The organism is Kluyvera ascorbata, from assembly GCF_023195735.1.
GTDB lineage: Bacteria > Pseudomonadota > Gammaproteobacteria > Enterobacterales > Enterobacteriaceae > Kluyvera > Kluyvera ascorbata.
Genome location: NZ_CP096201.1, coordinates 4,767,054 through 4,791,939 on the forward strand (window position 1 = coordinate 4,767,054; position 24,886 = coordinate 4,791,939).

Here is a 24,886-nt window from a genome sequence, read left to right on the forward strand (position 1 = left end):
GGGGAATAAGCGCCGGGTTACTGTTTCACAATCAGTTTGACCGGGGTTTCTACGCTGCCGGAAAGTTCGCTCTGTTTTTTACCGGCTTTCAGCGCATCCAGTGCAGTGTTGATACCAAAGACCGCCTGTTGAGAAGCAAACTGATCGGCGGTCGCCAGCACGCGGCCATCCTGCAGCATCGGCTTAATGGCTTCGATATTGTCATAGCCAACTACCTGAACCTGTCCACGTTTACCCGCGGCGCGAATGGCAGAGACCGCACCTAATGCCATGTTATCGTTGTCCGCCAGCAGCGCTTTGATATTTGGATATTCACTCAGCATGGCAGCGGCAATAGTGTTGGCGTTGTTCATCTCCCACTGACCGGACTGGACGGAAACCACCTTCATGCCACCAGCAGACATCGCGTCCTGGAAGCCTAGCGTACGCTGCTGGGAGTTGGTCGAGGTAGGGATCCCTTCGATAATACCCACCTCATCGCCCACCTTCAGGTGTTTTGCCAGATAGTCGCCGATATCTTTCGCACCTTTACGGTTGTTCGGCCCAACGAACGGCACGTTCAGCCCTTTATCTTTCAGCACCGTGGGGTCAAATTGGTTGTCGATATTAATCACCAGAATCCCGGCATCTACCGCCTTTTTCACCACCGGTACCAGTGCTTTAGAGTCAGAAGGCGCGATGATAATGGCGTCGGCTTTGGAGACAATCATCTGCTCTACAATCTGAATCTGATTCGCAGTATCCGTCTCATTTTTAATACCGTTGGACACGAGATCGAACTTGTCCGCGTTTTTCTTTTGGTAATCCTTGGCCCCGTTTTCCATGGTCAGGAAAAACTCATTCGCCAGTGACTTCATCACCAGCGCGACTTTCGGCTTATGCGCTGGCACATCAGCGGCAAAAGCAGGGGTAACGATCGCTGCCGACAGCGCTATGGCGATAGCGGTACCAACGAAGCGTGAAAACACTTTTTATTCATAATGTTATCCATTTTTATAGGTAGGGTTAGACGCACTACCCGATGGAGTATAGTCAAGCAAAATGCGGGTCAGAGTGAGGCACTGCACAATATTCCGGAGAGGTTTCCGGACGCAGTAAAGGTGGGGCAGTCGTAAAAACAGCAATAAAAAAGGCCAGTCCGAAGACTGGCCTTTCAACTTATCGCACTAGCGTGAACGATTAGTCGTTATCAGAACCACCCAGACCTGCGTTCAGCAGTTCTGCCAGGCTCGCGGTCGCTTCTTCTGCACTCACCTGAGGTGCTGCAGAAACTTCGCCCGCCGCACGGCGACGGATGCGATCCTGATGGTACGCATAACCGGTACCAGCCGGGATCAGACGACCCACGATAACGTTCTCTTTCAGGCCGCGCAGTTCGTCGCGTTTGCCTGCAACGGCTGCTTCGGTCAGGACACGCGTGGTCTCCTGGAACGATGCTGCAGAGATGAACGACTCGGTTGCCAGAGACGCTTTGGTGATACCCAGCAGATCGCGAGCGAAGGTTGCGCCCACTTTGCCGTTCGCTTCCAGATCGCGGTTAGCAATCTTAACGCGGGAGTATTCAACCTGTTCGCCTTCCAGGAAGTCGGAGCTACCAGCGCTTTCGATGGTGGCTTTACGCAGCATCTGACGAACGATAACTTCGATGTGTTTATCGTTAATCTTAACGCCCTGCAGACGGTATACGTCCTGAACTTCGTTAACAATGTAACGAGTTACAGCATGCACACCACGCAGACGCAGGATGTCGTGCGGCGCTTCTGGACCATCGGAAACCACATCACCACGTTCTACACGTTCACCTTCGAACACGTTGAGCTGACGCCATTTTGGAATCATCTCTTCGTACGGATCGCTACCGTCTACCGGGGTGATAACCAGACGACGTTTCCCTTTGGTTTCTTTACCGAAGGAAATGATGCCGCTGATTTCAGCCAGGATTGCTGGCTCTTTCGGACGACGAGCTTCGAACAGATCCGCAACGCGTGGCAGACCACCGGTGATGTCCTTGGTACCGCCGGATTCCTGAGGAACACGGGCCAGGGTGTCACCAGAACTGATCTGAACGCCATCTTCCAGCTGAACAATCGCTTTACCCGGCAGGAAGTACTGAGCAGGCATATCGGTGCCAGGGATCAGAACGTCGTTGCCCTGAGCATCAACAATTTTCAGTGCTGGACGCAGGTCTTTACCACCCGCGGTACGTTCAGCAGAATCCAGAACGACCAGAGAAGACAGACCGGTCAGTTCGTCAGTTTGACGAGTAATGGTCTGGCCGTCGATCATGTCAGTGAAGCGGATGAAACCACTTACTTCGGTGATAACCGGCATGGTGTGTGGATCCCAGTTTGCTACGGTTTCACCGCCGGCAACCTGCTCGCCATCACCTTTAGCCATAACGGAGCCGTAAGGCACTTTATAGCTTTCTTTGGTACGACCGAATTCGTCGATCAGTTTCAGCTCGGTGTTACGGGAAGTGATAACCAGTTTACCGCTGGAGTTCACAACCGACTTCGCGTTGCTGAGCTTGATGCTACCTTTGTTCTTAACCTGGATGCTGGATTCAGCAGCCGCACGAGATGCCGCACCACCGATGTGGAACGTACGCATCGTCAGCTGTGTACCAGGTTCACCGATGGACTGTGCAGCGATAACGCCGATAGCCTCACCTTTGTTGATGATGTGGCCACGCGCCAGGTCACGACCGTAGCAGTGCGCACATACACCAAAGTCGGTGTCACAGGATACAACGGAACGCACTTTGACGGAGTCAACGGAGTTCTCTTCCAACAGATCACACCACTGCTCGTTCAGCAGCGTGTTACGTGGAACCAGAATGTCCGCGGTGCCCGGCTTCAGAACGTCTTCAGCAGTCACACGACCCAGTACGCGATCGCGCAGTGGCTCTTTAACGTCACCACCCTCGATAACCGGGGTCATGGTGATGCCTTCCAGGGTGCCACAGTCGTCTTCAGTAACGACCAGGTCCTGTGCCACGTCAACCAGACGACGAGTCAGGTAACCGGAGTTCGCTGTTTTCAGTGCGGTATCCGCCAGACCTTTACGAGCACCGTGAGTGGAGATGAAGTACTGGAGTACGTTCAGACCTTCACGGAAGTTCGCGGTGATTGGCGTTTCGATGATGGAGCCATCTGGCTTAGCCATCAGACCACGCATACCAGCCAGCTGACGAATCTGTGCTGCAGAACCACGCGCACCGGAGTCGGCCATCATGTAGATGCTGTTGAAGGAAACCTGCTGCTCTTCTTTACCTTCACGGTTAATGACGGTTTCAGTTTGCAGGTTATCCATCATCGCTTTGGATACACGATCGTTCGCCGCAGCCCAGATATCGATAACTTTGTTGTAGCGTTCGCCAGCGGTTACCAGACCAGACTGGAACTGCTCCTGGATCTCAGCAACTTCAGCTTCCGCTTCGCTGATGATTTCGTATTTCTTCTCTGGGATAACCATGTCGTCGATACCAACAGAGGCGCCTGAGCGCGCTGCATAGGCAAAGCCGGTGTACATGGTCTGGTCAGCGAAGATTACGGTCGGCTTCAGGCCCAGAATGCGGTAACAGGTGTTCAGCATTTTGGAGATAGCTTTCTTGCCCAGCGCCTGGTTGACGATGGAGAAAGGCAGACCTTTCGGTACGATCATCCACAGAATAGCACGGCCAACGGTCGTGTCTTTCAGGCTGGTGTGCGCAACGAATTCGCCGTTTTCATCTTTTTCGTATTCGGTGATACGCACTTTAACGCGCGCATGCAGAGAGGCCAGACCTGCGCGATAGATACGCTCAGCTTCTTTAGGGCCAGTCAGCACCATGCCTTCGCCTTTGGCGTTAACACAGTCACGGGTCATGTAGTACAGACCCAATACAACGTCCTGAGAAGGAACGATGATTGGCTCGCCGTTCGCTGGTGACAGGATGTTGTTGGTAGACATCATCAGCGCACGCGCTTCCAGCTGGGCTTCCAGCGTCAGCGGTACGTGAACAGCCATCTGGTCACCATCGAAGTCGGCGTTATATGCCGCACAAACCAGCGGGTGCAGCTGAATAGCTTTACCTTCGATCAGTACTGGCTCAAACGCCTGGATGCCCAGACGGTGCAGTGTTGGTGCACGGTTCAGCATGACCGGGTGTTCGCGGATAACTTCGTCCAGGATATCCCAAACGACAGCTTCTTCGCGCTCAACCATTTTCTTAGCGGCTTTGATGGTGGTGGCCAGGCCACGCAGTTCCAGTTTGCCGTAGATGAATGGTTTGAACAGCTCCAATGCCATTTTCTTAGGCAGACCGCACTGATGCAGACGCAGGTATGGACCTACGGTGATTACAGAACGACCGGAGTAGTCAACACGCTTACCGAGCAGGTTCTGACGGAAACGACCCTGTTTACCTTTGATCATATCAGCCAAAGATTTCAGAGGACGTTTGTTAGAACCGGTGATTGCACGACCGCGACGACCGTTATCCAGCAGGGCGTCAACCGCTTCCTGCAGCATACGTTTTTCGTTGCGTACGATGATATCTGGCGCAGCCAGATCCAGCAGGCGCTTCAGACGGTTGTTACGGTTAATGACGCGACGATACAGATCGTTCAGGTCAGAAGTCGCGAAACGACCACCATCCAGCGGAACCAGCGGACGCAGATCTGGCGGCAGAACCGGCAGAACGGTCAGGATCATCCACTCTGGCTTGTTGCCAGACTGTACGAACGCTTCCAGCAGCTTGATACGCTTGGTCAGCTTTTTACGCTTGGTTTCGGAGTTGGTTTCGTTCAGCTCTTCGCGCAGAGTTTCACACTCTTGCTCCAGATCCATGCTCTTCAGCAGGGCCTGGATAGCTTCCGCACCCATCTTCGCGTCGAATTCGTCACCGAACTCTTCCAGCGCGTCCAGATACTGCTCTTCAGTCAGGATCTGTTGACGTTCCAGGTTGGTCATACCGCCTTCGATAACAACATAAGATTCGAAGTACAGTACGCGTTCGATATCGCGCAGTGGCATATCGAGCAGCAGACCGATACGGGACGGCAGCGATTTCAGGAACCAGATGTGGGCAGTTGGACATGCCAGCTCGATGTGGCCCATGCGCTCACGACGCACTTTGGTCTGGGTCACTTCAACGCCGCACTTCTCACAGATCACACCGCGGTGTTTCAGGCGCTTGTACTTACCGCACAGGCACTCGTAGTCTTTTACTGGCCCAAAGATACGGGCGCAGAAAAGGCCGTCACGCTCAGGTTTGAACGTACGGTAGTTAATGGTTTCCGGCTTTTTAACTTCACCGAAAGACCATGAACGGATCATGTCTGGCGAAGCCAGAGCAATTTTGATCGCATCAAACTCTTCGGTTTTAGTCTGCGCTTTCAGAAACTTTAATAAATCTTTCACGGATTTGCTCCCGTCGGAGTTAGCACAATCCACTGCCGGGAATGACCCCGGCAGCAGTGACCTGTTTGAGCGAGGATTACTCGTCTTCCAGTTCGATGTTGATGCCCAGCGAGCGGATTTCTTTCAACAGTACGTTGAAGGATTCCGGCATGCCCGGTTCCATCTGATGGTTGCCATCTACGATGTTCTTATACATCTTAGTACGGCCGTTCACGTCATCAGACTTAACGGTGAGCATTTCCTGCAGGGTGTAGGCGGCGCCGTATGCTTCCAGCGCCCACACTTCCATCTCCCCGAAGCGCTGACCACCGAACTGAGCCTTACCACCCAGCGGCTGCTGAGTAACCAGGCTGTAAGAACCGGTAGAACGCGCGTGCATCTTGTCGTCGACCAGGTGGTTCAGTTTCAGCATGTACATGTAACCTACGGTTACCTGACGCTCGAACTGTTCACCCGTACGGCCGTCGAACAGGGTAATCTGACCAGAAGATGGCAGACCGCCCAGTTGCAGCAGTTCTTTAATTTCCGCTTCTTTTGCACCGTCGAATACTGGCGTTGCGATTGGCATACCTTTCTTCAGGTTTTCAGCCAGACGCAGCACTTCATCATCGGTGAAGGTGTTCAGGTCAACTTTCTGACGAACATCAGAGCCCAGATCGTAAGCACGCTGGATGAACTCGCGCAGTTTCGCGACTTCTTGCTGCTGTTTCAGCATGGCGTTGATCTTATCGCCGATACCTTTCGCAGCCATACCCAGGTGAGTTTCAAGGATCTGACCGATGTTCATACGCGATGGTACGCCCAGCGGGTTCAGTACGATATCTACCGGCGTACCGTTAGCATCGTGTGGCATATCTTCGATCGGGTTGATCTTAGAAATTACACCCTTGTTACCGTGACGACCTGCCATTTTGTCACCAGGCTGGATACGGCGTTTAACGGCCAGGTATACCTTAACAATCTTCAGCACACCCGGTGCCAGATCGTCGCCTTGGGTGATTTTGCGGCGTTTCGCTTCGAGTTTTTTCTCGAACTCGTGTTTCAGCTCGTCGTACTGTTCAGCAAGCTGTTCCAGCTGATTCTGTTTCTCTTCGTCGGTCAGACCGAGTTCCAGCCAGCGATCGCGAGGCAGTTTGTCCAGCTTCTCAGCTTCGACACCACCGGCAACCAGCACAGCGTAGATACGGCTGAACAGGCCAGCTTCGAGGATCTGCAGTTCTTCAGACAGGTCTTTCTTAGCCTGCTTCAGCTGCATCTCTTCGATTTCCAGCGCACGTTTGTCTTTTTCTACGCCATCGCGAGTAAAGACCTGAACGTCGATAACAGTACCGGAAACGCTGTTTGGTACGCGCAGGGAAGAGTCTTTAACGTCAGACGCTTTCTCACCGAAGATAGCACGCAGCAGCTTCTCTTCTGGCGTCAGCTGGGTTTCACCTTTCGGCGTTACCTTACCAACCAGAATGTCGCCACCGGTGACTTCTGCACCAATGTAAACGATACCGGATTCATCCAGTTTGGAGAGCGCAGCTTCACCCACGTTAGGGATGTCAGCGGTGATCTCTTCAGGCCCCAGCTTGGTGTCACGGGACACACATGCCAGTTCCTGAATGTGGATGGTGGTGAAACGGTCTTCCTGAACAACACGCTCGGATACGAGGATGGAGTCTTCGAAGTTGTAACCGTTCCATGGCATGAATGCCACGCGCATGTTCTGACCCAGCGCCAGTTCACCCAGGTCGGTAGACGGGCCATCTGCCAGCACGTCGCCGCGCTCGATTGGCTCACCCAGAGACACGCAAGGCATCTGGTTAATACAGGTGTTCTGGTTAGAACGGGTGTATTTGGTCAGGTTGTAGATGTCGATACCCGCTTCGCCCGGATACATCTCGTCTTCGTTAACTTTGATAACGATACGGGATGCGTCGACGTACTGAACGGTACCGCCACGCTTAGCAACTGCAGTAACACCGGAGTCAACGGCAACAGCACGTTCCATACCGGTACCAACCAGCGGCTTATCAGCACGCAGAGTTGGAACGGCCTGACGTTGCATGTTCGCACCCATCAATGCACGGTTGGCGTCATCGTGTTCCAGGAACGGGATCAGGGACGCACCGACGGATACCACCTGCTGGGTGGATACGTCCATGTAGTCAACCTGGTCGCGGCTGAACAAGCTGGATTCGCCTTTGCTACGGCAAGTTACCAGGTCTTCTACAAAGTGGCCTTCGTCATCCAGGTTGGAGTTCGCCTGAGCGATAACGTAGTTGCCTTCTTCGATAGCAGACAGGTAATGAATTTCGTCGGTTACAACACCGTCGGTCACTTTACGGTACGGAGTCTCAAGGAAGCCGTATTCGTTAGTCTGTGCGTACACGGACAGGGAGTTGATCAGACCGATGTTTGGACCTTCAGGCGTTTCGATTGGACATACGCGACCGTAGTGAGTCGGGTGTACGTCTCGAACTTCGAAGCCTGCACGTTCACGGGTCAGACCGCCCGGGCCGAGTGCGGAGATACGACGTTTGTGCGTAATCTCAGACAGCGGGTTGTTCTGGTCCATAAACTGAGACAGCTGGCTGGAACCAAAGAACTCTTTCACTGCTGCAGAAATCGGCTTGGCGTTGATCATGTCCTGAGGCATCAGGGTATCCAGATCGCCCAGAGACAGACGCTCTTTCACCGCACGCTCAACACGAACCAGGCCAACGCGGAATTGGTTTTCCGCCATTTCGCCTACGGAACGGATACGACGGTTGCCGAGGTGGTCGATATCATCGACTTCGCCTTTACCGTTACGGATATCGATGAGCTTCTTCATCACTTCGATGATGTCGTCTTTGCTCAGGATACCGGAACCTTCGATCTCGTCACGCAGCAGAGAACGGTTGAACTTCATACGACCAACCGCAGACAGGTCATAGCGGTCTTCGGAGAAGAACAGGTTCTCGAACAGGCTTTCAGCAGCTTCACGAGTTGGCGGCTCACCAGGGCGCATCATGCGGTAGATTTCTACCAGCGCACTCAGACGATCGTTAGTTGGGTCGACGCGTACAGTTTCAGAAATGTATGCACCGTGGTCCAGATCGTTAGTGAACAGCGTTTCGATACGCTTGTGGCCAGACTGGCTCAGCTTAGCCAGCAGATCCAGGCTCAGCTCCATGTTGGCTGGGCAGATCAGCTCGCCAGTAGATTCGTCAACGTAGTCTTTAGAAGCGACTTTGCCAGCGATGTACTCAACCGGAACTTCGATATGTTTGATATCGTCTTTTTCCAGCTGGCGAATGTGGCGCGCAGTAATACGGCGGCCTTTTTCAACGTACACTTTACCGTTCGCTTCGATGTCGAAGGACGCGGTTTCGCCACGCAGACGTTCTGGAATCAGTTCCATCTGCAGCTTGTTGTCACGAATTTCGAAGACAACTTTCTCAAAGAACAGGTCAAGGATCTGCTCAGTGGTGTAGTTCAGCGCACGCAGAATAATGGTCGCAGGCAGTTTACGGCGACGGTCGATACGTACGAACAGGTTGTCCTTCGGATCGAATTCGAAGTCCAGCCAGGAACCACGGTAAGGAATGATGCGCGCGTTATACAGCACTTTACCCGAAGAGTGGGTTTTGCCTTTATCGGAGTCAAAGAAGACGCCTGGGCTACGGTGCAGCTGAGAAACGATAACACGCTCAGTACCGTTGATGACAAAGGTACCGTTGTCGGTCATGAGCGGAATTTCGCCCATGTAGACTTCTTGTTCTTTAATGTCTTTTACGGTGCCTTCCGGCGCTTCGCGCTCGTAGATCACCAGACGCAGTTTTACGCGCAGCGGTGCGGAATAGGTCACGCCACGGATCTGACATTCCTGAACGTCAAAGACAGGCTCGCCCAGACGGTAGCTGACGTATTGCAGCTCGGAGTTACCGCTGTAGCTTTTGATAGGGAATACGGAACGGAAAGCAGCTTCCAGACCATACTGACCTTCAGGATCTTGCTCGATAAACTTCTGGAACGAGTCAAGCTGGATAGAAAGGAGATATGGGACATCCAGAACTTGTGGACGTTTACCAAAATCCTTACGAATACGTTTTTTCTCGGTATAGGAGTAAACCATAGGGTTCCTCAGCTCGCTGACAAGTCGACGCATCTGTCCATTGGCAGACAGTTTGTGCAACACTATTTTGTTGACCGGAAAATGGAACACTTTCCGCAATACCTGTTGCTATCACGCTTAAACCATTTCATTGCGATTTACACAGAGCGAGCACCCTGTCGCAATATATTAAGTCGTCGATAGAAACGTGCATTGTCAGGACAACCAGTAGTCAAACAGTGTGAAATGCTACTGGCGCCATACAGCGCAAAATGGCTGGTGACTAAAAAGTCACCAGCCATCGGCCTGATTTCTCAGGCTTCAACTAGAAAAGTTGGCTTATTTAACTTCAACTTCAGCGCCAGCTTCTTCCAGAGATTTTTTCAGTGCTTCAGCGTCATCTTTGCTCACGCCTTCTTTCAGAGCGGCTGGAGCAGATTCTACTAGGTCTTTAGCTTCTTTCAGACCCAGGCCAGTTGCGCCACGTACTGCTTTGATTACAGCAACTTTGTTAGCGCCAGCAGCTTTCAGAATTACGTCGAATTCAGTTTTTTCTTCAGCAGCTTCAGCCGGGCCAGCAGCTACAGCTACAGCAGCAGCAGCGGAAACACCGAATTTTTCTTCCATTGCAGAAATCAGTTCTACAACGTCCATTACGGACATAGCTGCAACTGCTTCAATGATTTGATCTTTAGTGATAGACATTTAAATTGTTCCTGAAAATCAGAATAAGTTTATACGTAAGCAGATACTTTACAAAGAGGACTGCGATTAAGCAGCTTCTTTCGCATCGCGTACAGCAGCCAGAGTGCGAACCAGTTTGCCAGCCGAAGCTTCTTTCATGGTTGCCATCAGGCGTGCAATTGCTTCTTCGTAGGTCGGCAGAGTTGCCAGGCGATCGATCTGCGATGCCGGGATTAACTCACCTTCAAAGGCTGCGGCTTTGACCTCAAATTTTGCATTCGCTTTCGCGAACTCTTTGAACAGACGAGCAGCAGCGCCCGGGTGTTCCATAGAGTATGCAATCAGGGTCGGACCAACAAACGTGTCTTTCAGGCATTCAAACTGAGTACCTTCAACGACGCGGCGCAGCAGGGTGTTACGAACAACACGCATGTATACGCCAGCTTCACGACCTGCTTTACGCAGTTCAGTCATTTTATCTACAGTAACGCCACGGGAATCCGCAACTACTGCAGACAGCGCGCCTTTGGCTACTTCGCTGACTTCAGCAACAATCGCTTGTTTGTCTTGAAGATTTAAAGCCATTAGCTTTGCTCCTGGATGTTTGCCGGAACTCATGTCCCGGAACTCACTTCACTCTCCCCAATAGAGAGAGCGTCTTAATACGGTGAGCAGAAACAAGCCAGAGTATTAAAAATAATCTTAGCGTTCTGTCACCGTCTACGCAGGGCATTAAGTTTCTTACGAAACACCTGCGGTCTTCGACGGAGGCCTGGATAGGCCAGGCTCCAACGAACAAATCTTTTAGCCGCTAACTATTGTTAGCAAACGTGGGGGTAAGATTGTAGACAAAATCACCGCCCACGTAAAGGCATTAGTTTGCAGCAGCGCTCAGGCCAGCCTGGTCAACTGCAACACCTGCACCCATGGTGGTGGAGATGCTAACTTTCTTGATGTACACGCCTTTAGCCTGAGTTGGTTTTGCTTTTTTCAGCGCAACCAGCAGAGATTCCAGGTTTTCTTTCAGTTTGTCAGCGTCAAAGTCCACTTTACCGATGGTGGTGTGGATGATGCCGTTTTTGTCGTTACGGTAACGAACCTGACCAGCTTTAGCGTTCTTAACCGCTTCAGCAACGTTAGGAGTTACAGTACCAACTTTCGGGTTTGGCATCAGACCACGTGGGCCCAGAACCTGACCCAGCTGGCCAACAACGCGCATTGCATCTGGAGATGCGATAACAACGTCGAAGTTCATTTCGCCTTTTTTGATCAGGTCAGCCAGATCTTCCATACCTACCAGCTCTGCGCCAGCAGCTTTAGCTGCTTCAGCGTTAGGGCCCTGGGTAAATACGGCAACGCGAACGGAACGGCCAGTACCGTGCGGCAGTACAGTTGCACCACGTACGTTCTGGTCAGATTTACGAGCGTCGATACCGAGGTTAACGGCAACGTCAACGCTTTCGTTGAACTTAGCAGTGGCCAGCTCTTTCAGCAGAGCAATAGCTTCGTTGATGTCGTACTGCTTAGTAGCATCAACTTTGTCACGGATCACGCGCATACGCTTGGTCAGTTTAGCCATTTCTTAATCCTCCACTACCAGGCCCATGGAACGTGCAGTACCTTCGATTGAGCGAGTCATCGCTTCAATGTCGGCGCCAGTCATGTCGGCAGCTTTGGTCTGCGCGATTTCCTGCAGCTGAGCGCGGGAAATTTTACCAACTTTGTCTTTGTTCGGCTTACCGGAACCAGACTTAATACCAGCTGCTTTTTTCAGCAGAACTGCTGCTGGAGGCGTTTTGGTAATGAAGGTGAAAGAACGGTCAGCGTAAACGGTGATAACAACCGGAATTGGCAGACCTTTTTCGATGGAATCAGTTTTTGCGTTGAACGCTTTGCAGAATTCCATGATGTTCACACCCTGCTGACCCAGAGCTGGACCAACTGGTGGACTTGGGTTTGCCATACCAGCTGCAACCTGCAGCTTAACGTAGGCTTGGACTTTCTTAGCCATTCTAAAATCCTCTATGTGGGTGATAGCGCCTCTAAGAGGCTCCCCGTGATATAAAAATTCGTTTTACAGGCATGTGCCCATAAAAACAAAAGGCGCGAAATTGTATGTCAATTTCGCGCCCTATGCAACGATTAGATCGATGCTTTTTTGATCGCAGCCTTACGCTTTCTCTACCTGAGCAAAGTCCAGTTCTACCGGGGTCGCACGACCGAAGATAGAGACGGATACTTTCAGACGAGACTTCTCGTAATCCACTTCTTCAACTACACCGTTGAAGTCAGCGAATGGACCGTCGCTAACGCGAACCATTTCACCCGGTTCAAACAGCGTTTTAGGACGCGGCTTATCACCAACCTGCTGCAGGCGGTTCATAATCGCATCAACTTCTTTGTCGCTGATTGGTGCCGGACGGTCAGAGGTACCGCCGATAAAGCCCATTACGCGCGGAACGCTACGCACCAGGTGCCAGCTGGCGTCGTTCATCACCATCTGAACTAACACGTAGCCTGGGAAGAATTTGCGCTCGCTCTTGCGACGCTGGCCGCCACGAATTTCGACCACTTCTTCGGTCGGAACCATGACTTCGCCAAACAGCTCTTCCATATTGTGTAATTTGATATGCTCGCGCAGCGAAGTCGCTACACGGCCTTCAAAACCGGAAAACGCCTGAACGACGTACCAACGCTTTTTAGGTGCTTCAGACATCTTAGAACCTCAGGCCAGTGATAAAGGATACCAGGCGAACCAGAATACCATCCAGTCCCCACAGGATCAGTGACATTACCGCAGTGACCGCAGCAACGATCAGCGTAGTGTGCAGTGTTTCCTGGCGAGTCGGCCAAATCACCTTACGAACTTCCGTTCTCGCTTCACGCGCAAACGCAACGGTCGCTTTGCCTTTCGTCGTCAACAGCGCGACACCACCCGCTGCAGCAATAATAATTACTACGGCCAGCGCACGCAGCGGCAGCATCATGTCGCGATAGAGGTAGTTGCCCACGATTGCCACGATAAGCAATACGGCAACAGCTACCCACTTCATCGCTTCCAGGCCGCGCCCGCTCCCTTGAGCTTCGGTATTCGCACTCATAAACCAACCTGTCAGAAGTATTCTACAAACATTTCCACCCCGCGAGAGCGAGGCGATCCAAACCGAAAGTAAGTTTCGGACTAAACGCCCTCTACAGAGCCTGTCTCAGCAATGATTATGGCAAAAATAATCACTGATGAGCCAGGTTCTGGTTCGACAGCGTACAAAAAGGGCATCAAATGATGCCCTTTTATTGCGCATTGCGTCAAATGTTATCAGCAATTAGCTCATTACTTTGGCAACAACGCCCGCGCCAACGGTACGACCGCCTTCACGGATTGCGAAACGCAGACCGTCGTCCATCGCGATTGGGTGGATCAGAGTCACAACCATCTTGATGTTGTCGCCTGGCATTACCATCTCAACGCCTTCTGGCAGTTCGATGGTACCGGTCACGTCAGTAGTACGGAAGTAGAACTGTGGACGGTAGCCTTTGAAGAACGGAGTATGACGGCCGCCTTCGTCTTTGGACAGAATGTACACTTCAGATTCGAACTTGGTGTGCGGCTTGATAGAGCCTGGCTTAGCCAGAACCTGACCACGTTCGATTTCTTCACGTTTGATACCACGCAGCAGAACACCAACGTTCTCACCAGCACGGCCTTCGTCCAGCAGTTTGCGGAACATTTCAACGCCGGTACAGGTAGACTTAGCAGTCTCTTTGATACCAACGATTTCAACTTCTTCACCAACTTTGATGATACCGCGCTCTACACGACCGGTAACAACGGTACCACGACCGGAGATGGAGAATACGTCTTCGATTGGCAGCAGGAACGGCTTATCGATAGCACGTTCTGGTTCTGGGATGTAAGAATCCAGGAAGCCAGCCAGTTCGATGATTTTCGCTTCCCACTCTGCTTCGCCTTCCAGCGCTTTCAGAGCAGAACCACGGATGATTGGGGTATCATCACCTGGGAAGTCGTACTGGGACAGAAGTTCACGAACTTCCATTTCAACCAGTTCCAGCAGCTCTTCGTCATCAACCATGTCACATTTGTTCAGGAACACGATGATGTAAGGAACGCCTACCTGACGACCCAGCAGGATGTGCTCACGAGTCTGTGGCATAGGGCCATCAGTCGCAGCAACAACCAGGATCGCGCCGTCCATCTGCGCAGCACCGGTGATCATGTTTTTAACATAGTCGGCGTGGCCTGGGCAGTCTACGTGTGCGTAGTGGCGAGTCGGGGTGTCATATTCAACGTGGGAAGTGTTGATGGTGATACCACGAGCTTTTTCTTCTGGTGCGTTATCGATCTGGTCGAAAGCACGAGCAGCACCGCCGTAGGTTTTAGCCAGTACGGTAGTGATTGCAGCAGTCAGGGTAGTTTTACCATGGTCAACGTGGCCGATAGTACCGACGTTGACGTGCGGTTTGGTACGTTCAAATTTTTCTTTAGACATCGATAGTCCCTCTAATACACGGATAAATCGGTGATATCACCACATCAACCAGACTAAAAGCCTGACATGTTGAATGCATTAATTTAAACAGAGAGAAACGGGAGGGAGAAGAGAAGTGGTGCTGATACCCAGAGTCGAACTGGGGACCTCACCCTTACCAAGGGTGCGCTCTACCAACTGAGCCATATCAGCACGTCTGGAGCGGGCAGCGGGAATCGAACCCGCATCATCAGCTTGGAAGGCTGAGGTAATAGCCATTATACGATGCCCGCATCCTAAAACTCGGCTACCCAGTTCTTTCTGTGCCAAAAAAAAGAGATTGCTCTCTTTTCTTTGTTTGAGTTCGTCATTTTACCGACCAACTCTGGCTTCGCAATGCTTAGCCGGAAAGTGGTGGTGGGGGAAGGATTCGAACCTTCGAAGTCTGTGACGGCAGATTTACAGTCTGCTCCCTTTGGCCGCTCGGGAACCCCACCAGGTACTTGATGGTGCCGACTACCGGAATCGAACTGGTGACCTACTGATTACAAGTCAGTTGCTCTACCTACTGAGCTAAGTCGGCATCAAGTAGCGCGCATTCTATGGAGACCTGCGGCGACATGCAACTAAAAATTTGCATAAAATGTTCTATTGCTCATGTTTTGTGCGTTCACGCGTAAAAACTCAGCAAAATGGTATTTTCGTGAACAAAAATAGCGCAATTCTCTCTATTCTCTGCGGCTTGCTGTTGCCATTTCAGGTCTAGTAGCTCCCGACTAGCTGTCGTCATTAGCGGCTTCGCTTCTTTACTATTCCCTATCACTTACGCTCGCTGGTTGCATTGGCAACAAACTCTGGGGTTTTCTCACGAAAGCACCACTCATTTGGATTTTTTCTTCTTTTTATAATCCATCTGGTGTTAACCTCCTGCCCATTGTCCTGATTAACTGAATGTGAAGCGTCGCGTGTTATCAGCGCGGCAGCCAGAACATGCTTATGAGAAAACAAGAGCAAACGTTAATGACACCTTATCTACAGTTCGATCGTAGCCAGTGGGCGGCGCTTCGCGATTCCGTGCCAATGACCCTGACTGAAGGCGAAATTACACGCTTAAAAGGTATCAACGAAGATCTGTCGCTAGAGGAAGTGGCGGAGATCTATTTGCCTTTGTCCCGTTTACTGAACTTCTATATTAGTTCTAACCTGCGTCGCCAGGCGGTACTGGAACAGTTCCTTGGCACCAACGGCCAGCGTATTCCTTATATCATCAGCATCGCCGGCAGCGTGGCGGTAGGTAAAAGTACAACCGCTCGTGTTCTCCAGGCGCTTCTCAGCCGCTGGCCAGAGCATCGCCGCGTTGAGCTCATTACCACCGATGGCTTCCTGCACCCTAATGAGGTGTTGAAAGAGCGCGGGTTGATGAAGAAGAAAGGCTTCCCACAGTCTTATGATATGCATCGACTGGTGAAGTTTGTCTCTGACCTGAAGTCAGGAGTACCGGACGTGACGGCACCGGTTTATTCCCATCTTATTTATGATGTTATTCCTGATGGCGATAAAACGGTCACCCACCCAGATATACTCATTCTGGAGGGGCTCAATGTACTACAAAGCGGAATGGATTATCCTCACGACCCACACCATGTATTTGTATCCGATTTCGTTGATTTCTCTATTTATGTCGATGCTCCGGAGCAGTTATTACAATCCTGGTATATCAATCGTTTCCTGAAATTCCGCGAAGGTGCCTTCACCGATCCAGATTCTTATTTCCATAACTATGCACAGCTTTCTAAAGAAGAGGCAATTAACGTTGCGACTTCATTGTGGAATGAGATTAACCTCAGGAATTTAAACGAAAATATCCTACCAACGCGTGAGCGCGCAAGTCTGATCCTGACAAAAAGCGCCAACCACTCTGTTGAGCAAGTTCGTCTTCGGAAATAATCGAGATAAAAGAAAAGGGAGCCGCGGCTCCCTTTTTTTATTCTGCGCTACGTAGCGAAATTTCGCCGCCCATCCAGGGTTTAATCACCCCTTCCTGCTCCAGTAATAAAGCACCTTGAGTATCGATCCCACGGGAAATACCAAATATCTCTTTATCACCGATAATTAATTTCACTGGACGGTTAATAAAGTTATCTAATTTATCCCAACGGGACAGATATGGGGCTAATCCCTCCTGTTCAAAGAGGTGCAGCGCGTCATGTAATTCATTGATCAACCTCGCCGCCAGGACATTGCGATCGATAACGATCCCCGCCTCCTGTAGGTTAATCCACCCCTGATTAATGACATCGTTTTCGACGCGACGCATCACAAGGTTAATCCCAGCACCAATGACAATTTGCGCAGCATCACCGGTTTTACCGGTCAGTTCCACCAGAATGCCGGCCAGTTTGCGGTCGTTGAGATAGAGGTCATTTGGCCACTTCACCCGAACCTTCTCGGCGCCCAAACTTTGTAATACTTCGGCCATGACAATACCGATAACCAAACTTAGGCCAATCGCTGCGGCAGGCCCCTGCTCTAAGCGCCAGTACATGGACAAATAGAGGTTAGCGCCGAACGGTGAGAACCACTTACGACCGCGGCGGCCTCGGCCAGCCTGCTGATATTCAGCCACACAGGCATCACCGGATTTCAATTCACCAATGCGATCGAGCAAATATTGGTTGGTAGAGTCAATCACCGGCAGTACGGCCACATCCCCATAATCCACAGCACGTTGAATCCGCTCCGCTTCCAATAGCTGGATTGGCTCCGGCAGGCAGTAGCCCTTACCGGGAACGGTAAAGACATCAACACCCCAGTCGCGTAACGTCTGGATATGTTTGTTGATCGCCGCGCGGCTCATGCCAAGCTTCTCCCCCAGCTGCTCTCCGGAGTGGAAATCACCATCGGCTAGCAAGGAAATGAGCGTTAATGGCACCGTATTATCTTTCATTTGATTACCTCAACCGCATTTACTTCACCTGTTTGTCCAATAAAGCGGACTTCAGGCTCAAGCCAGACGTTAAATTTGTCGCCCACCTGCTGGCGGACATGGTGTGCTAGCTTGACCACATCGCAGCTCTGCGCGCTGCCGACGTTGACCAGTACCAGCGCTTGCTGTTGATGCACCGCAGCACCTCCCTCAATATGGCCTTTCAACTGGCACTGATCGATAAGCCAGCCAGCTGCTAGCTTAACGCTGCCATCGGCCTGAGGATAATGTGGCGCTTTCGGAAAGTTTACCAGCAGCGCTTGCGCATACTCAGCACTAACGACTGGATTCTTAAAGAAGCTGCCTGCGTTGCCGTTGACCTTGGGGTCGGGCAATTTAGTCATACGCATATGGCAAACAGAGTCGAATACTTCACGCGGGGTCACCGTTTCAGGGTCAAGACGCGTAAGATCTCCGTACGTTAACACGGGTTTCCACACTTTCGTGAGCCGGAATCCAACGGCAACAATAGCAAAGCGGTCCTGATAGGCGTGTTTGAAGATGCTGTCGCGGTAGCCGAATTGACAGTCCTTCGCACTAAGTCGTTTACGTTCACCGGTAGCAAGTTCGATGCAATCGACATATTCGCAGACTTGCTGCAGCTCAACACCATAGGCACCGATATTCTGAATCGGGGATGACCCGGCACAGCCAGGAATAAGCGCCAGATTTTCGAGGCCAGGCATGTTGTTATCCAGTGCATAGCGAACCAGATTATGCCAGTTCTCTCCCGCACCAACGTGCAGATGCCATGCATCAGCCGTTTCACTAACCTCAATACCCTTCAAGCGGTTAAGGATCACTGTCCCGGAATAATCTTCCAGAAACAGGACGTTACTTCCTTCACCCAGGATCATAACTGGCAGCCCTTCACGGGTAGATTGCTGCCAGGCGCTCAGTAATTGTTGTTCGTTTTCAGCGCATACGATGTGCTTTGCACAGTGGTCAATGCCGAAGGTATTCAAGGGTTTTAGGGAATGGGTCATAGCTGCTTTCCTGATGCTAAATCGCCGATAGTTTACCGTATCTGCTCGGGGAAGGCTTGCTGTTATATAGAGGGAGAAAATATCAACGTAGGTACAAACAATAGGTAGGATAAGGTGTTTTTCGCCGCCATCCGGCAGCGTGCATCCCCGGAGTCGGCGTGAACGCCTCGTCCGGGCTACCAGACGTGTTGCAGACCGGGCGAGCGCAGCGATCCCGGAAGCCTCACCGCGCTTTCCTTTTCCACACACGCAAAAAAGCCCATCCGTCAGGATGGGCTTCTTCACTTAATTGATGCCTGGCAGTTCCCTACTCTCGCATGGGGAGACCCCACACTACCATCGGCGCTACGGCGTTTCACTTCTGAGTTCGGCATGGGGTCAGGTGGGACCACCGCGCTACAGCCGCCAGGCAAATTCTGTTATCAGACCGCTTTTTGCGTTCTGATGTAATCTGTAATCAAGCTGAAATCAATGTCTCTTTCGCCAAAACATCTTCGGCGTTGTAAGGTTAAGCCTCACGGTTCATTAGTACTGGTTAGCTCAATGTATCGCTACACTTACACACCCAGCCTATCAACGTCGTCGTCTTCAACGTTCCTTCAGGACTCTTAAAGAGTCAGGGAGAACTCATCTTGGGGCAAGTTTCGTGCTTAGATGCTTTCAGCACTTATCTTTTCCGCATTTAGCTACCGGGCAATGCCATTGGCATGACAACCCGAACACCAGTGATGCGTCCACTCCGGTCCTCTCGTACTAGGAGCAGCCCCCCTCAATTCTCCAGCGCCCACGGCAGATAGGGACCGAACTGTCTCACGACGTTCTAAACCCAGCTCGCGTACCACTTTAAATGGCGAACAGCCATACCCTTGGGACCTACTTCAGCCCCAGGATGTGATGAGCCGACATCGAGGTGCCAAACACCGCCGTCGATATGAACTCTTGGGCGGTATCAGCCTGTTATCCCCGGAGTACCTTTTATCCGTTGAGCGATGGCCCTTCCATACAGAACCACCGGATCACTAAGACCTGCTTTCGCACCTGCTCGAGCCGTCACTCTCGCAGTCAAGCTAGCTTATGCCTTTGCACTAACCTCCTGATGTCCGACCAGGATTAGCTAACCTTCGTGCTCCTCCGTTACTCTTTAGGAGGAGACCGCCCCAGTCAAACTACCCACCAGACACTGTCCGCAACCCGGATTACGGGTCTACGTTAGAACACCAGCCATTAAAGGGTGGTATTTCAAGGTTGGCTCCACACGAACTGGCGTCCGCGCTTCAAAGCCTCCCACCTATCCTACACATCAAGGACCAGTGTTCAGTGTCAAGCTATAGTAAAGGTTCACGGGGTCTTTCCGTCTTGCCGCGGGTACACTGCATCTTCACAGCGAGTTCAATTTCACTGAGTCTCGGGTGGAGACAGCCTGGCCATCATTACGCCATTCGTGCAGGTCGGAACTTACCCGACAAGGAATTTCGCTACCTTAGGACCGTTATAGTTACGGCCGCCGTTTACCGGGGCTTCGATCAAGAGCTTCGCGTTGCCGCTAACCCCATCAATTAACCTTCCGGCACCGGGCAGGCGTCACACCGTATACGTCCACTTTCGTGTTTGCACAGTGCTGTGTTTTTAATAAACAGTTGCAGCCAGCTGGTATCTTCGACTGATTTCAGCTCCATGAGTAAATCACTTCACCTACATATCAGCGTGCCTTCTCCCGAAGTTACGGCACCATTTTGCCTAGTTCCTTCACCCGAGTTCTCTCAAGCGCCTTGGTATTCTCTACCTGACCACCTGTGTCGGTTTGGGGTACGATTTGATGTTACCTGATGCTTAGAGGCTTTTCCTGGAAGCAGGGCATTTGTTACTTCAGCACCGTAGTGCCTCGTCATCACACCTCAGCGTTAAAAGAAGTCCGGATTTACCTAAACTTCCCGCCTACATGCTTAAACCGGGACAACCGTCGCCCGGCTAACATAGCCTTCTCCGTCCCCCCTTCGCAGTAACACCAAGTACAGGAATATTAACCTGTTTCCCATCGACTACGCCTTTCGGCCTCGCCTTAGGGGTCGACTCACCCTGCCCCGATTAACGTTGGACAGGAACCCTTGGTCTTCCGGCGTGCGGGTTTTTCACCCGCATTATCGTTACTTATGTCAGCATTCGCACTTCTGATACCTCCAGCATCCCTCACAGGACACCTTCGCAGGCTTACAGAACGCTCCCCTACCCAACAACACATAGTGTCGCTGCCGCAGCTTCGGTGCACAGTTTAGCCCCGTTACATCTTCCGCGCAGGCCGACTCGACCAGTGAGCTATTACGCTTTCTTTAAATGATGGCTGCTTCTAAGCCAACATCCTGGCTGTCTGAGCCTTCCCACATCGTTTCCCACTTAACTGTGACTTTGGGACCTTAGCTGGCGGTCTGGGTTGTTTCCCTCTTCACGACGGACGTTAGCACCCGCCGTGTGTCTCCCGTGATAACATTCTTCGGTATTCGTAGTTTGCATCGGGTTGGTAAGTCGGGATGACCCCCTAGCCGAAACAGTGCTCTACCCCCGAAGATGAGTTCACGAGGCGCTACCTAAATAGCTTTCGGGGAGAACCAGCTATCTCCCGGTTTGATTGGCCTTTCACCCCCAGCCACAAGTCATCCGCTAATTTTTCAACATTAGTCGGTTCGGTCCTCCAGTTAGTGTTACCCAACCTTCAACCTGCCCATGGCTAGATCACCGGGTTTCGGGTCTATACCCTGCAACTTAACGCCCAGTTAAGACTCGGTTTCCCTGCGGCTCCCCTATTCGGTTAACCTTGCTACAGAATATAAGTCGCTGACCCATTATACAAAAGGTACGCAGTCACACCCCGAAGGATGCTCCCACTGCTTGTACGTACACGGTTTCAGGTTCTTTTTCACTCCCCTCGCCGGGGTTCTTTTCGCCTTTCCCTCACGGTACTGGTTCACTATCGGTCAGTCAGGAGTATTTAGCCTTGGAGGATGGTCCCCCCATATTCAGACAGGATACCACGTGTCCCGCCCTACTCATCGAGCTCACAACACATGCAATTTTGTGTACGGGGCTATCACCCTGTATCGCCGGCCTTTCCATACCGTTCCACTATCACACATGCTGATTCAGGCTCTGGGCTGCTCCCCGTTCGCTCGCCGCTACTGGGGGAATCTCGGTTGATTTCTTTTCCTCGGGGTACTTAGATGTTTCAGTTCCCCCGGTTCGCTTCATTACGCTATGTATTCACGTAATGATAGTGTGTCGAAACACACTGGGTTTCCCCATTCGGAAATCGTCGGTTATAACGGTTCATATCACCTTACCGACGCTTATCGCAGATTAGCACGTCCTTCATCGCCTCTGACTGCCAGGGCATCCACCGTGTACGCTTAGTCGCTTAACCTCACAACCCGAAGATGTTTCTTTCGATTCATCATCGTGCTGCAAAAATTTGAGAGACTCAAACACACCTCAGTCTGTTCTTATTACGGAGAACAGAATTCAGTGTGCTGTTTCAATTTTCAGCTTGATCCAGATTTTTAAAGAGCAAATATCTCAAACGTCACCCGAAGGTAAGTTTTGAGATATTGGGGTCGGCGACTTTCACTCACAAACCAGCAAGTGGCGTCCCCTAGGGGATTCGAACCCCTGTTACCGCCGTGAAAGGGCGGTGTCCTGGGCCTCTAGACGAAGGGGACACTGAAGTCTCAATCGCAAGACGCCTTGCTATTTACTTTTCATCAGACAATCTGTGTGAGCACTTCAAAGAACGCTTCTTTAAGGTAAGGAGGTGATCCAACCGCAGGTTCCCCTACGGTTACCTTGTTACGACTTCACCCCAGTCATGAATCACAAAGTGGTAAGCGCCCTCCCGAAGGTTAAGCTACCTACTTCTTTTGCAACCCACTCCCATGGTGTGACGGGCGGTGTGTACAAGGCCCGGGAACGTATTCACCGTAGCATTCTGATCTACGATTACTAGCGATTCCGACTTCATGGAGTCGAGTTGCAGACTCCAATCCGGACTACGACATACTTTATGAGGTCCGCTTGCTCTCGCGAGGTCGCTTCTCTTTGTATATGCCATTGTAGCACGTGTGTAGCCCTACTCGTAAGGGCCATGATGACTTGACGTCATCCCCACCTTCCTCCAGTTTATCACTGGCAGTCTCCTTTGAGTTCCCGGCCGAACCGCTGGCAACAAAGGATAAGGGTTGCGCTCGTTGCGGGACTTAACCCAACATTTCACAACACGAGCTGACGACAGCCATGCAGCACCTGTCTCAGAGTTCCCGAAGGCACCAAAGCATCTCTGCTAAGTTCTCTGGATGTCAAGAGTAGGTAAGGTTCTTCGCGTTGCATCGAATTAAACCACATGCTCCACCGCTTGTGCGGGCCCCCGTCAATTCATTTGAGTTTTAACCTTGCGGCCGTACTCCCCAGGCGGTCTATTTAACGCGTTAGCTCCGGAAGCCACTCCTCAAGGGAACAACCTCCAAATAGACATCGTTTACGGCGTGGACTACCAGGGTATCTAATCCTGTTTGCTCCCCACGCTTTCGCACCTGAGCGTCAGTCTTTGTCCAGGGGGCCGCCTTCGCCACCGGTATTCCTCCAGATCTCTACGCATTTCACCGCTACACCTGGAATTCTACCCCCCTCTACAAGACTCTAGCCTGCCAGTTTCGAATGCAGTTCCCAGGTTGAGCCCGGGGATTTCACATCCGACTTGACAGACCGCCTGCGTGCGCTTTACGCCCAGTAATTCCGATTAACGCTTGCACCCTCCGTATTACCGCGGCTGCTGGCACGGAGTTAGCCGGTGCTTCTTCTGCGAGTAACGTCAATCACTAAGGTTATTAACCTTAATGCCTTCCTCCTCGCTGAAAGTACTTTACAACCCGAAGGCCTTCTTCATACACGCGGCATGGCTGCATCAGGCTTGCGCCCATTGTGCAATATTCCCCACTGCTGCCTCCCGTAGGAGTCTGGACCGTGTCTCAGTTCCAGTGTGGCTGGTCATCCTCTCAGACCAGCTAGGGATCGTCGCCTTGGTGAGCCATTACCTCACCAACCAGCTAATCCCATCTGGGCACATCCGATGGTGTGAGGCCCGAAGGTCCCCCACTTTGGTCTTGCGACGTTATGCGGTATTAGCTACCGTTTCCAGTAGTTATCCCCCTCCATCGGGCAGTTTCCCAGACATTACTCACCCGTCCGCCACTCGTCACCCAAGAGCAAGCTCTCTGTGCTACCGTTCGACTTGCATGTGTTAGGCCTGCCGCCAGCGTTCAATCTGAGCCATGATCAAACTCTTCAATTTAAGTTTGATGCTCGTGAATTAAACTTCGTAATGAATTACGTGTTCACTCAGAGACTTGGTATTCATTTATCGTCTTGCGACGTTAAGAATCCGTATCTTCGAGTGCCCACACAGATTGTCTGATAAATTGTTAAAGAGCAGTGCAACACGGCTTTCGCTCACTGTCGCGAGGTGGCGTATATTACGCTTTCCTCTTTCAGAGTCAAGCGTTTAATTTCGCTTTTCTCTGTCGAAGTTCTCAGGAGAACCTCGCTGACCCGGCGGCTTGTTTGCCGTTGTTCCGTCTCAGTGGGGCCGCATTATAGGGAGTAATTGAGATCCCGCAAGCATAAATCTTAAAAAACTTTTCGTTCGCTCACTTTCCAGGCAATGCGTCGATTTAGCGCCCTATTTGGGCGAAAGTTGCGCTAATTCTTTGGCAAATCCGGCCACCTGCTCCCAGTCGGTATACACCACTTCTTTACTGGTATCCGTTTCCCCACCGGTCATCTTCATAATGAGGCGAATCATGAAGCGGTCAAACCAACGATAGCGAGGGTAACGTAGCGCGCCAGCGAACACGGCGCAGGCGTCTGGCTGCCATGGTGAACGCAGCAGGAACTTACGTGTATAGCTGTTGGTCTGCGGAGAACGCTTCTCTGGTTTGCGTGCTACCAGATTCACCGCAAAGAACGCGCTCGGAATCGCCTGCAGCGCCGTCGTGTTCTTCTTAACAAAACGATCGAGCGCAGAATGGAAATGGCCGTAACGAATAGAAGCGCCAATCACCACCCGGTCATACAGCTGCCAATCAATACTTTCCGTACGATTCAAGTCCACCATAGCGGTATCCACGCCCAGCTCACTGAGCTGCGAGCAAAGATAGGCCGCAATTTCGCGCGTCTGCCCATCACGGGTAGAAAAGAGCATTAATGTTTTCAACGC

At 51.6% G+C, this 24,886-nt stretch carries 14 protein-coding genes, 5 tRNA genes and 3 rRNA genes; 1 reads left to right on the forward strand and 21 read right to left on the reverse strand.

Annotation, left to right across the window (positions count from 1 at the left end):
- Positions 1–17: 17 nt before the first annotated feature.
- From MY052_RS22780 to MY052_RS22845, 14 genes are all read right to left on the reverse strand, one after another.
- A complete protein-coding gene (locus MY052_RS22780) occupies positions 18–968 on the reverse strand; it encodes a sugar ABC transporter substrate-binding protein (RefSeq protein ID WP_248537912.1) in 951 nt (316 codons plus the stop codon).
- A 211-nt stretch (positions 969–1,179) separates the two neighbouring features.
- On the reverse strand, positions 1,180–5,403 hold the full coding sequence (rpoC, locus tag MY052_RS22785; protein WP_123652729.1) for a DNA-directed RNA polymerase subunit beta': 4,224 nt from the start codon (positions 5,401–5,403) through the stop codon (positions 1,180–1,182).
- Between the two features lie 76 nt (positions 5,404–5,479).
- Positions 5,480–9,508 carry a DNA-directed RNA polymerase subunit beta gene (rpoB, locus tag MY052_RS22790; protein ID WP_035895917.1) on the reverse strand — a complete coding sequence of 1,343 codons (4,029 nt, stop codon included), beginning with the start codon at positions 9,506–9,508 and terminating at the stop codon, positions 5,480–5,482.
- A 318-nt stretch (positions 9,509–9,826) separates the two neighbouring features.
- Entirely contained in the window at positions 9,827–10,192 is a 366-nt protein-coding gene (rplL, locus tag MY052_RS22795; RefSeq protein WP_006176746.1) for a 50S ribosomal protein L7/L12, read from the reverse strand.
- A 66-nt stretch (positions 10,193–10,258) separates the two neighbouring features.
- The gene (rplJ, locus tag MY052_RS22800) at positions 10,259–10,756 is read right to left on the reverse strand and encodes a 50S ribosomal protein L10 (RefSeq protein ID WP_001207203.1); all 498 of its coding nucleotides are present in this window, start codon (positions 10,754–10,756) and stop codon (positions 10,259–10,261) included.
- 289 nt (positions 10,757–11,045) lie between these two features.
- On the reverse strand, positions 11,046–11,750 hold the full coding sequence (gene rplA, locus MY052_RS22805) for a 50S ribosomal protein L1 (protein ID WP_035895924.1): 705 nt from the start codon (positions 11,748–11,750) through the stop codon (positions 11,046–11,048).
- A 3-nt stretch (positions 11,751–11,753) separates the two neighbouring features.
- Entirely contained in the window at positions 11,754–12,182 is a 429-nt protein-coding gene (gene rplK / locus MY052_RS22810; protein ID WP_012133815.1) for a 50S ribosomal protein L11, read from the reverse strand.
- A 159-nt stretch (positions 12,183–12,341) separates the two neighbouring features.
- Entirely contained in the window at positions 12,342–12,887 is a 546-nt protein-coding gene (nusG, locus tag MY052_RS22815) for a transcription termination/antitermination protein NusG (protein WP_002438628.1), read from the reverse strand.
- Between the two features lies 1 nt (position 12,888).
- Entirely contained in the window at positions 12,889–13,272 is a 384-nt protein-coding gene (gene secE / locus MY052_RS22820) for a preprotein translocase subunit SecE (protein ID WP_035895925.1), read from the reverse strand.
- Positions 13,273–13,494: 222 nt separating this feature from the next.
- The gene (tuf, locus tag MY052_RS22825; RefSeq protein ID WP_046491013.1) at positions 13,495–14,679 is read right to left on the reverse strand and encodes an elongation factor Tu; all 1,185 of its coding nucleotides are present in this window, start codon (positions 14,677–14,679) and stop codon (positions 13,495–13,497) included.
- Between the two features lie 116 nt (positions 14,680–14,795).
- Positions 14,796–14,871 (reverse strand) — tRNA-Thr (locus MY052_RS22830).
- Positions 14,872–14,876: 5 nt separating this feature from the next.
- Positions 14,877–14,951 (reverse strand) — tRNA-Gly (locus MY052_RS22835).
- Between the two features lie 119 nt (positions 14,952–15,070).
- Positions 15,071–15,155: transfer RNA gene (locus tag MY052_RS22840), tRNA-Tyr, on the reverse strand.
- A 10-nt stretch (positions 15,156–15,165) separates the two neighbouring features.
- Positions 15,166–15,241, reverse strand: a tRNA-Thr gene (locus MY052_RS22845).
- Between the two features lie 413 nt (positions 15,242–15,654).
- Here MY052_RS22845 and coaA point away from each other — a divergent pair.
- Positions 15,655–16,605 carry a type I pantothenate kinase gene (gene coaA, locus MY052_RS22850; RefSeq protein WP_035897768.1) on the forward strand — a complete coding sequence of 317 codons (951 nt, stop codon included), beginning with the start codon at positions 15,655–15,657 and terminating at the stop codon, positions 16,603–16,605.
- A 37-nt stretch (positions 16,606–16,642) separates the two neighbouring features.
- Here coaA and birA read toward each other — a convergent pair whose 3' ends face one another.
- The 7 genes from birA to hemG form a co-directional block, all read right to left on the reverse strand.
- Entirely contained in the window at positions 16,643–17,605 is a 963-nt protein-coding gene (birA, locus tag MY052_RS22855) for a bifunctional biotin--[acetyl-CoA-carboxylase] ligase/biotin operon repressor BirA (protein WP_035897764.1), read from the reverse strand.
- Positions 17,602–18,630: a UDP-N-acetylmuramate dehydrogenase gene (murB, locus tag MY052_RS22860; protein ID WP_248537913.1), complete on the reverse strand. Its 1,029-nt coding sequence runs from the start codon at positions 18,628–18,630 to the stop codon at positions 17,602–17,604. Before murB ends, birA begins: the two co-directional genes overlap by 4 nt.
- A gap of 294 nt (positions 18,631–18,924) precedes the next feature.
- A 5S ribosomal RNA gene (gene rrf, locus MY052_RS22865) occupies positions 18,925–19,040 on the reverse strand.
- A gap of 94 nt (positions 19,041–19,134) precedes the next feature.
- Positions 19,135–22,042 (reverse strand): 23S ribosomal RNA (locus MY052_RS22870).
- A gap of 219 nt (positions 22,043–22,261) precedes the next feature.
- Positions 22,262–22,337: transfer RNA gene (locus MY052_RS22875), tRNA-Glu, on the reverse strand.
- An 85-nt stretch (positions 22,338–22,422) separates the two neighbouring features.
- Positions 22,423–23,962: ribosomal RNA gene (locus MY052_RS22880) — 16S ribosomal RNA — on the reverse strand.
- Together the 16S, 23S and 5S rRNA genes with 1 tRNA gene alongside form the textbook arrangement of a ribosomal RNA operon.
- Positions 23,963–24,349: 387 nt before the next feature.
- Positions 24,350–24,883, reverse strand: a complete 534-nt coding sequence (hemG, locus tag MY052_RS22885; protein ID WP_248537914.1) for a menaquinone-dependent protoporphyrinogen IX dehydrogenase — start codon at positions 24,881–24,883, stop codon at positions 24,350–24,352.
- Positions 24,884–24,886 lie beyond the last annotated feature (3 nt).

Bases quoted from the DNA above. Each gene is read 5' to 3' on its own strand.
- tuf (WP_046491013.1), bottom strand. From the start codon at position 14,679: ATGTCTAAAGAAAAATTTGAACGTACCAAACCGCACGTCAACGTCGGT.
- nusG (WP_002438628.1), bottom strand. From the start codon at position 12,887: ATGTCTGAAGCACCTAAAAAGCGTTGGTACGTCGTTCAGGCGTTTTCC.
- rplL (WP_006176746.1), bottom strand. From the start codon at position 10,192: ATGTCTATCACTAAAGATCAAATCATTGAAGCAGTTGCAGCTATGTCC.
- rplJ (WP_001207203.1), bottom strand. From the start codon at position 10,756: ATGGCTTTAAATCTTCAAGACAAACAAGCGATTGTTGCTGAAGTCAGC.
- murB (WP_248537913.1), bottom strand. From the start codon at position 18,630: ATGACCCATTCCCTAAAACCCTTGAATACCTTCGGCATTGACCACTGT.
- rplK (WP_012133815.1), bottom strand. From the start codon at position 12,182: ATGGCTAAGAAAGTCCAAGCCTACGTTAAGCTGCAGGTTGCAGCTGGT.
- coaA (WP_035897768.1), top strand. From the start codon at position 15,655: ATGAGAAAACAAGAGCAAACGTTAATGACACCTTATCTACAGTTCGAT.
- birA (WP_035897764.1), bottom strand. From the start codon at position 17,605: ATGAAAGATAATACGGTGCCATTAACGCTCATTTCCTTGCTAGCCGAT.
- rplA (WP_035895924.1), bottom strand. From the start codon at position 11,750: ATGGCTAAACTGACCAAGCGTATGCGCGTGATCCGTGACAAAGTTGAT.
- secE (WP_035895925.1), bottom strand. From the start codon at position 13,272: ATGAGTGCGAATACCGAAGCTCAAGGGAGCGGGCGCGGCCTGGAAGCG.
- rpoB (WP_035895917.1), bottom strand. From the start codon at position 9,508: ATGGTTTACTCCTATACCGAGAAAAAACGTATTCGTAAGGATTTTGGT.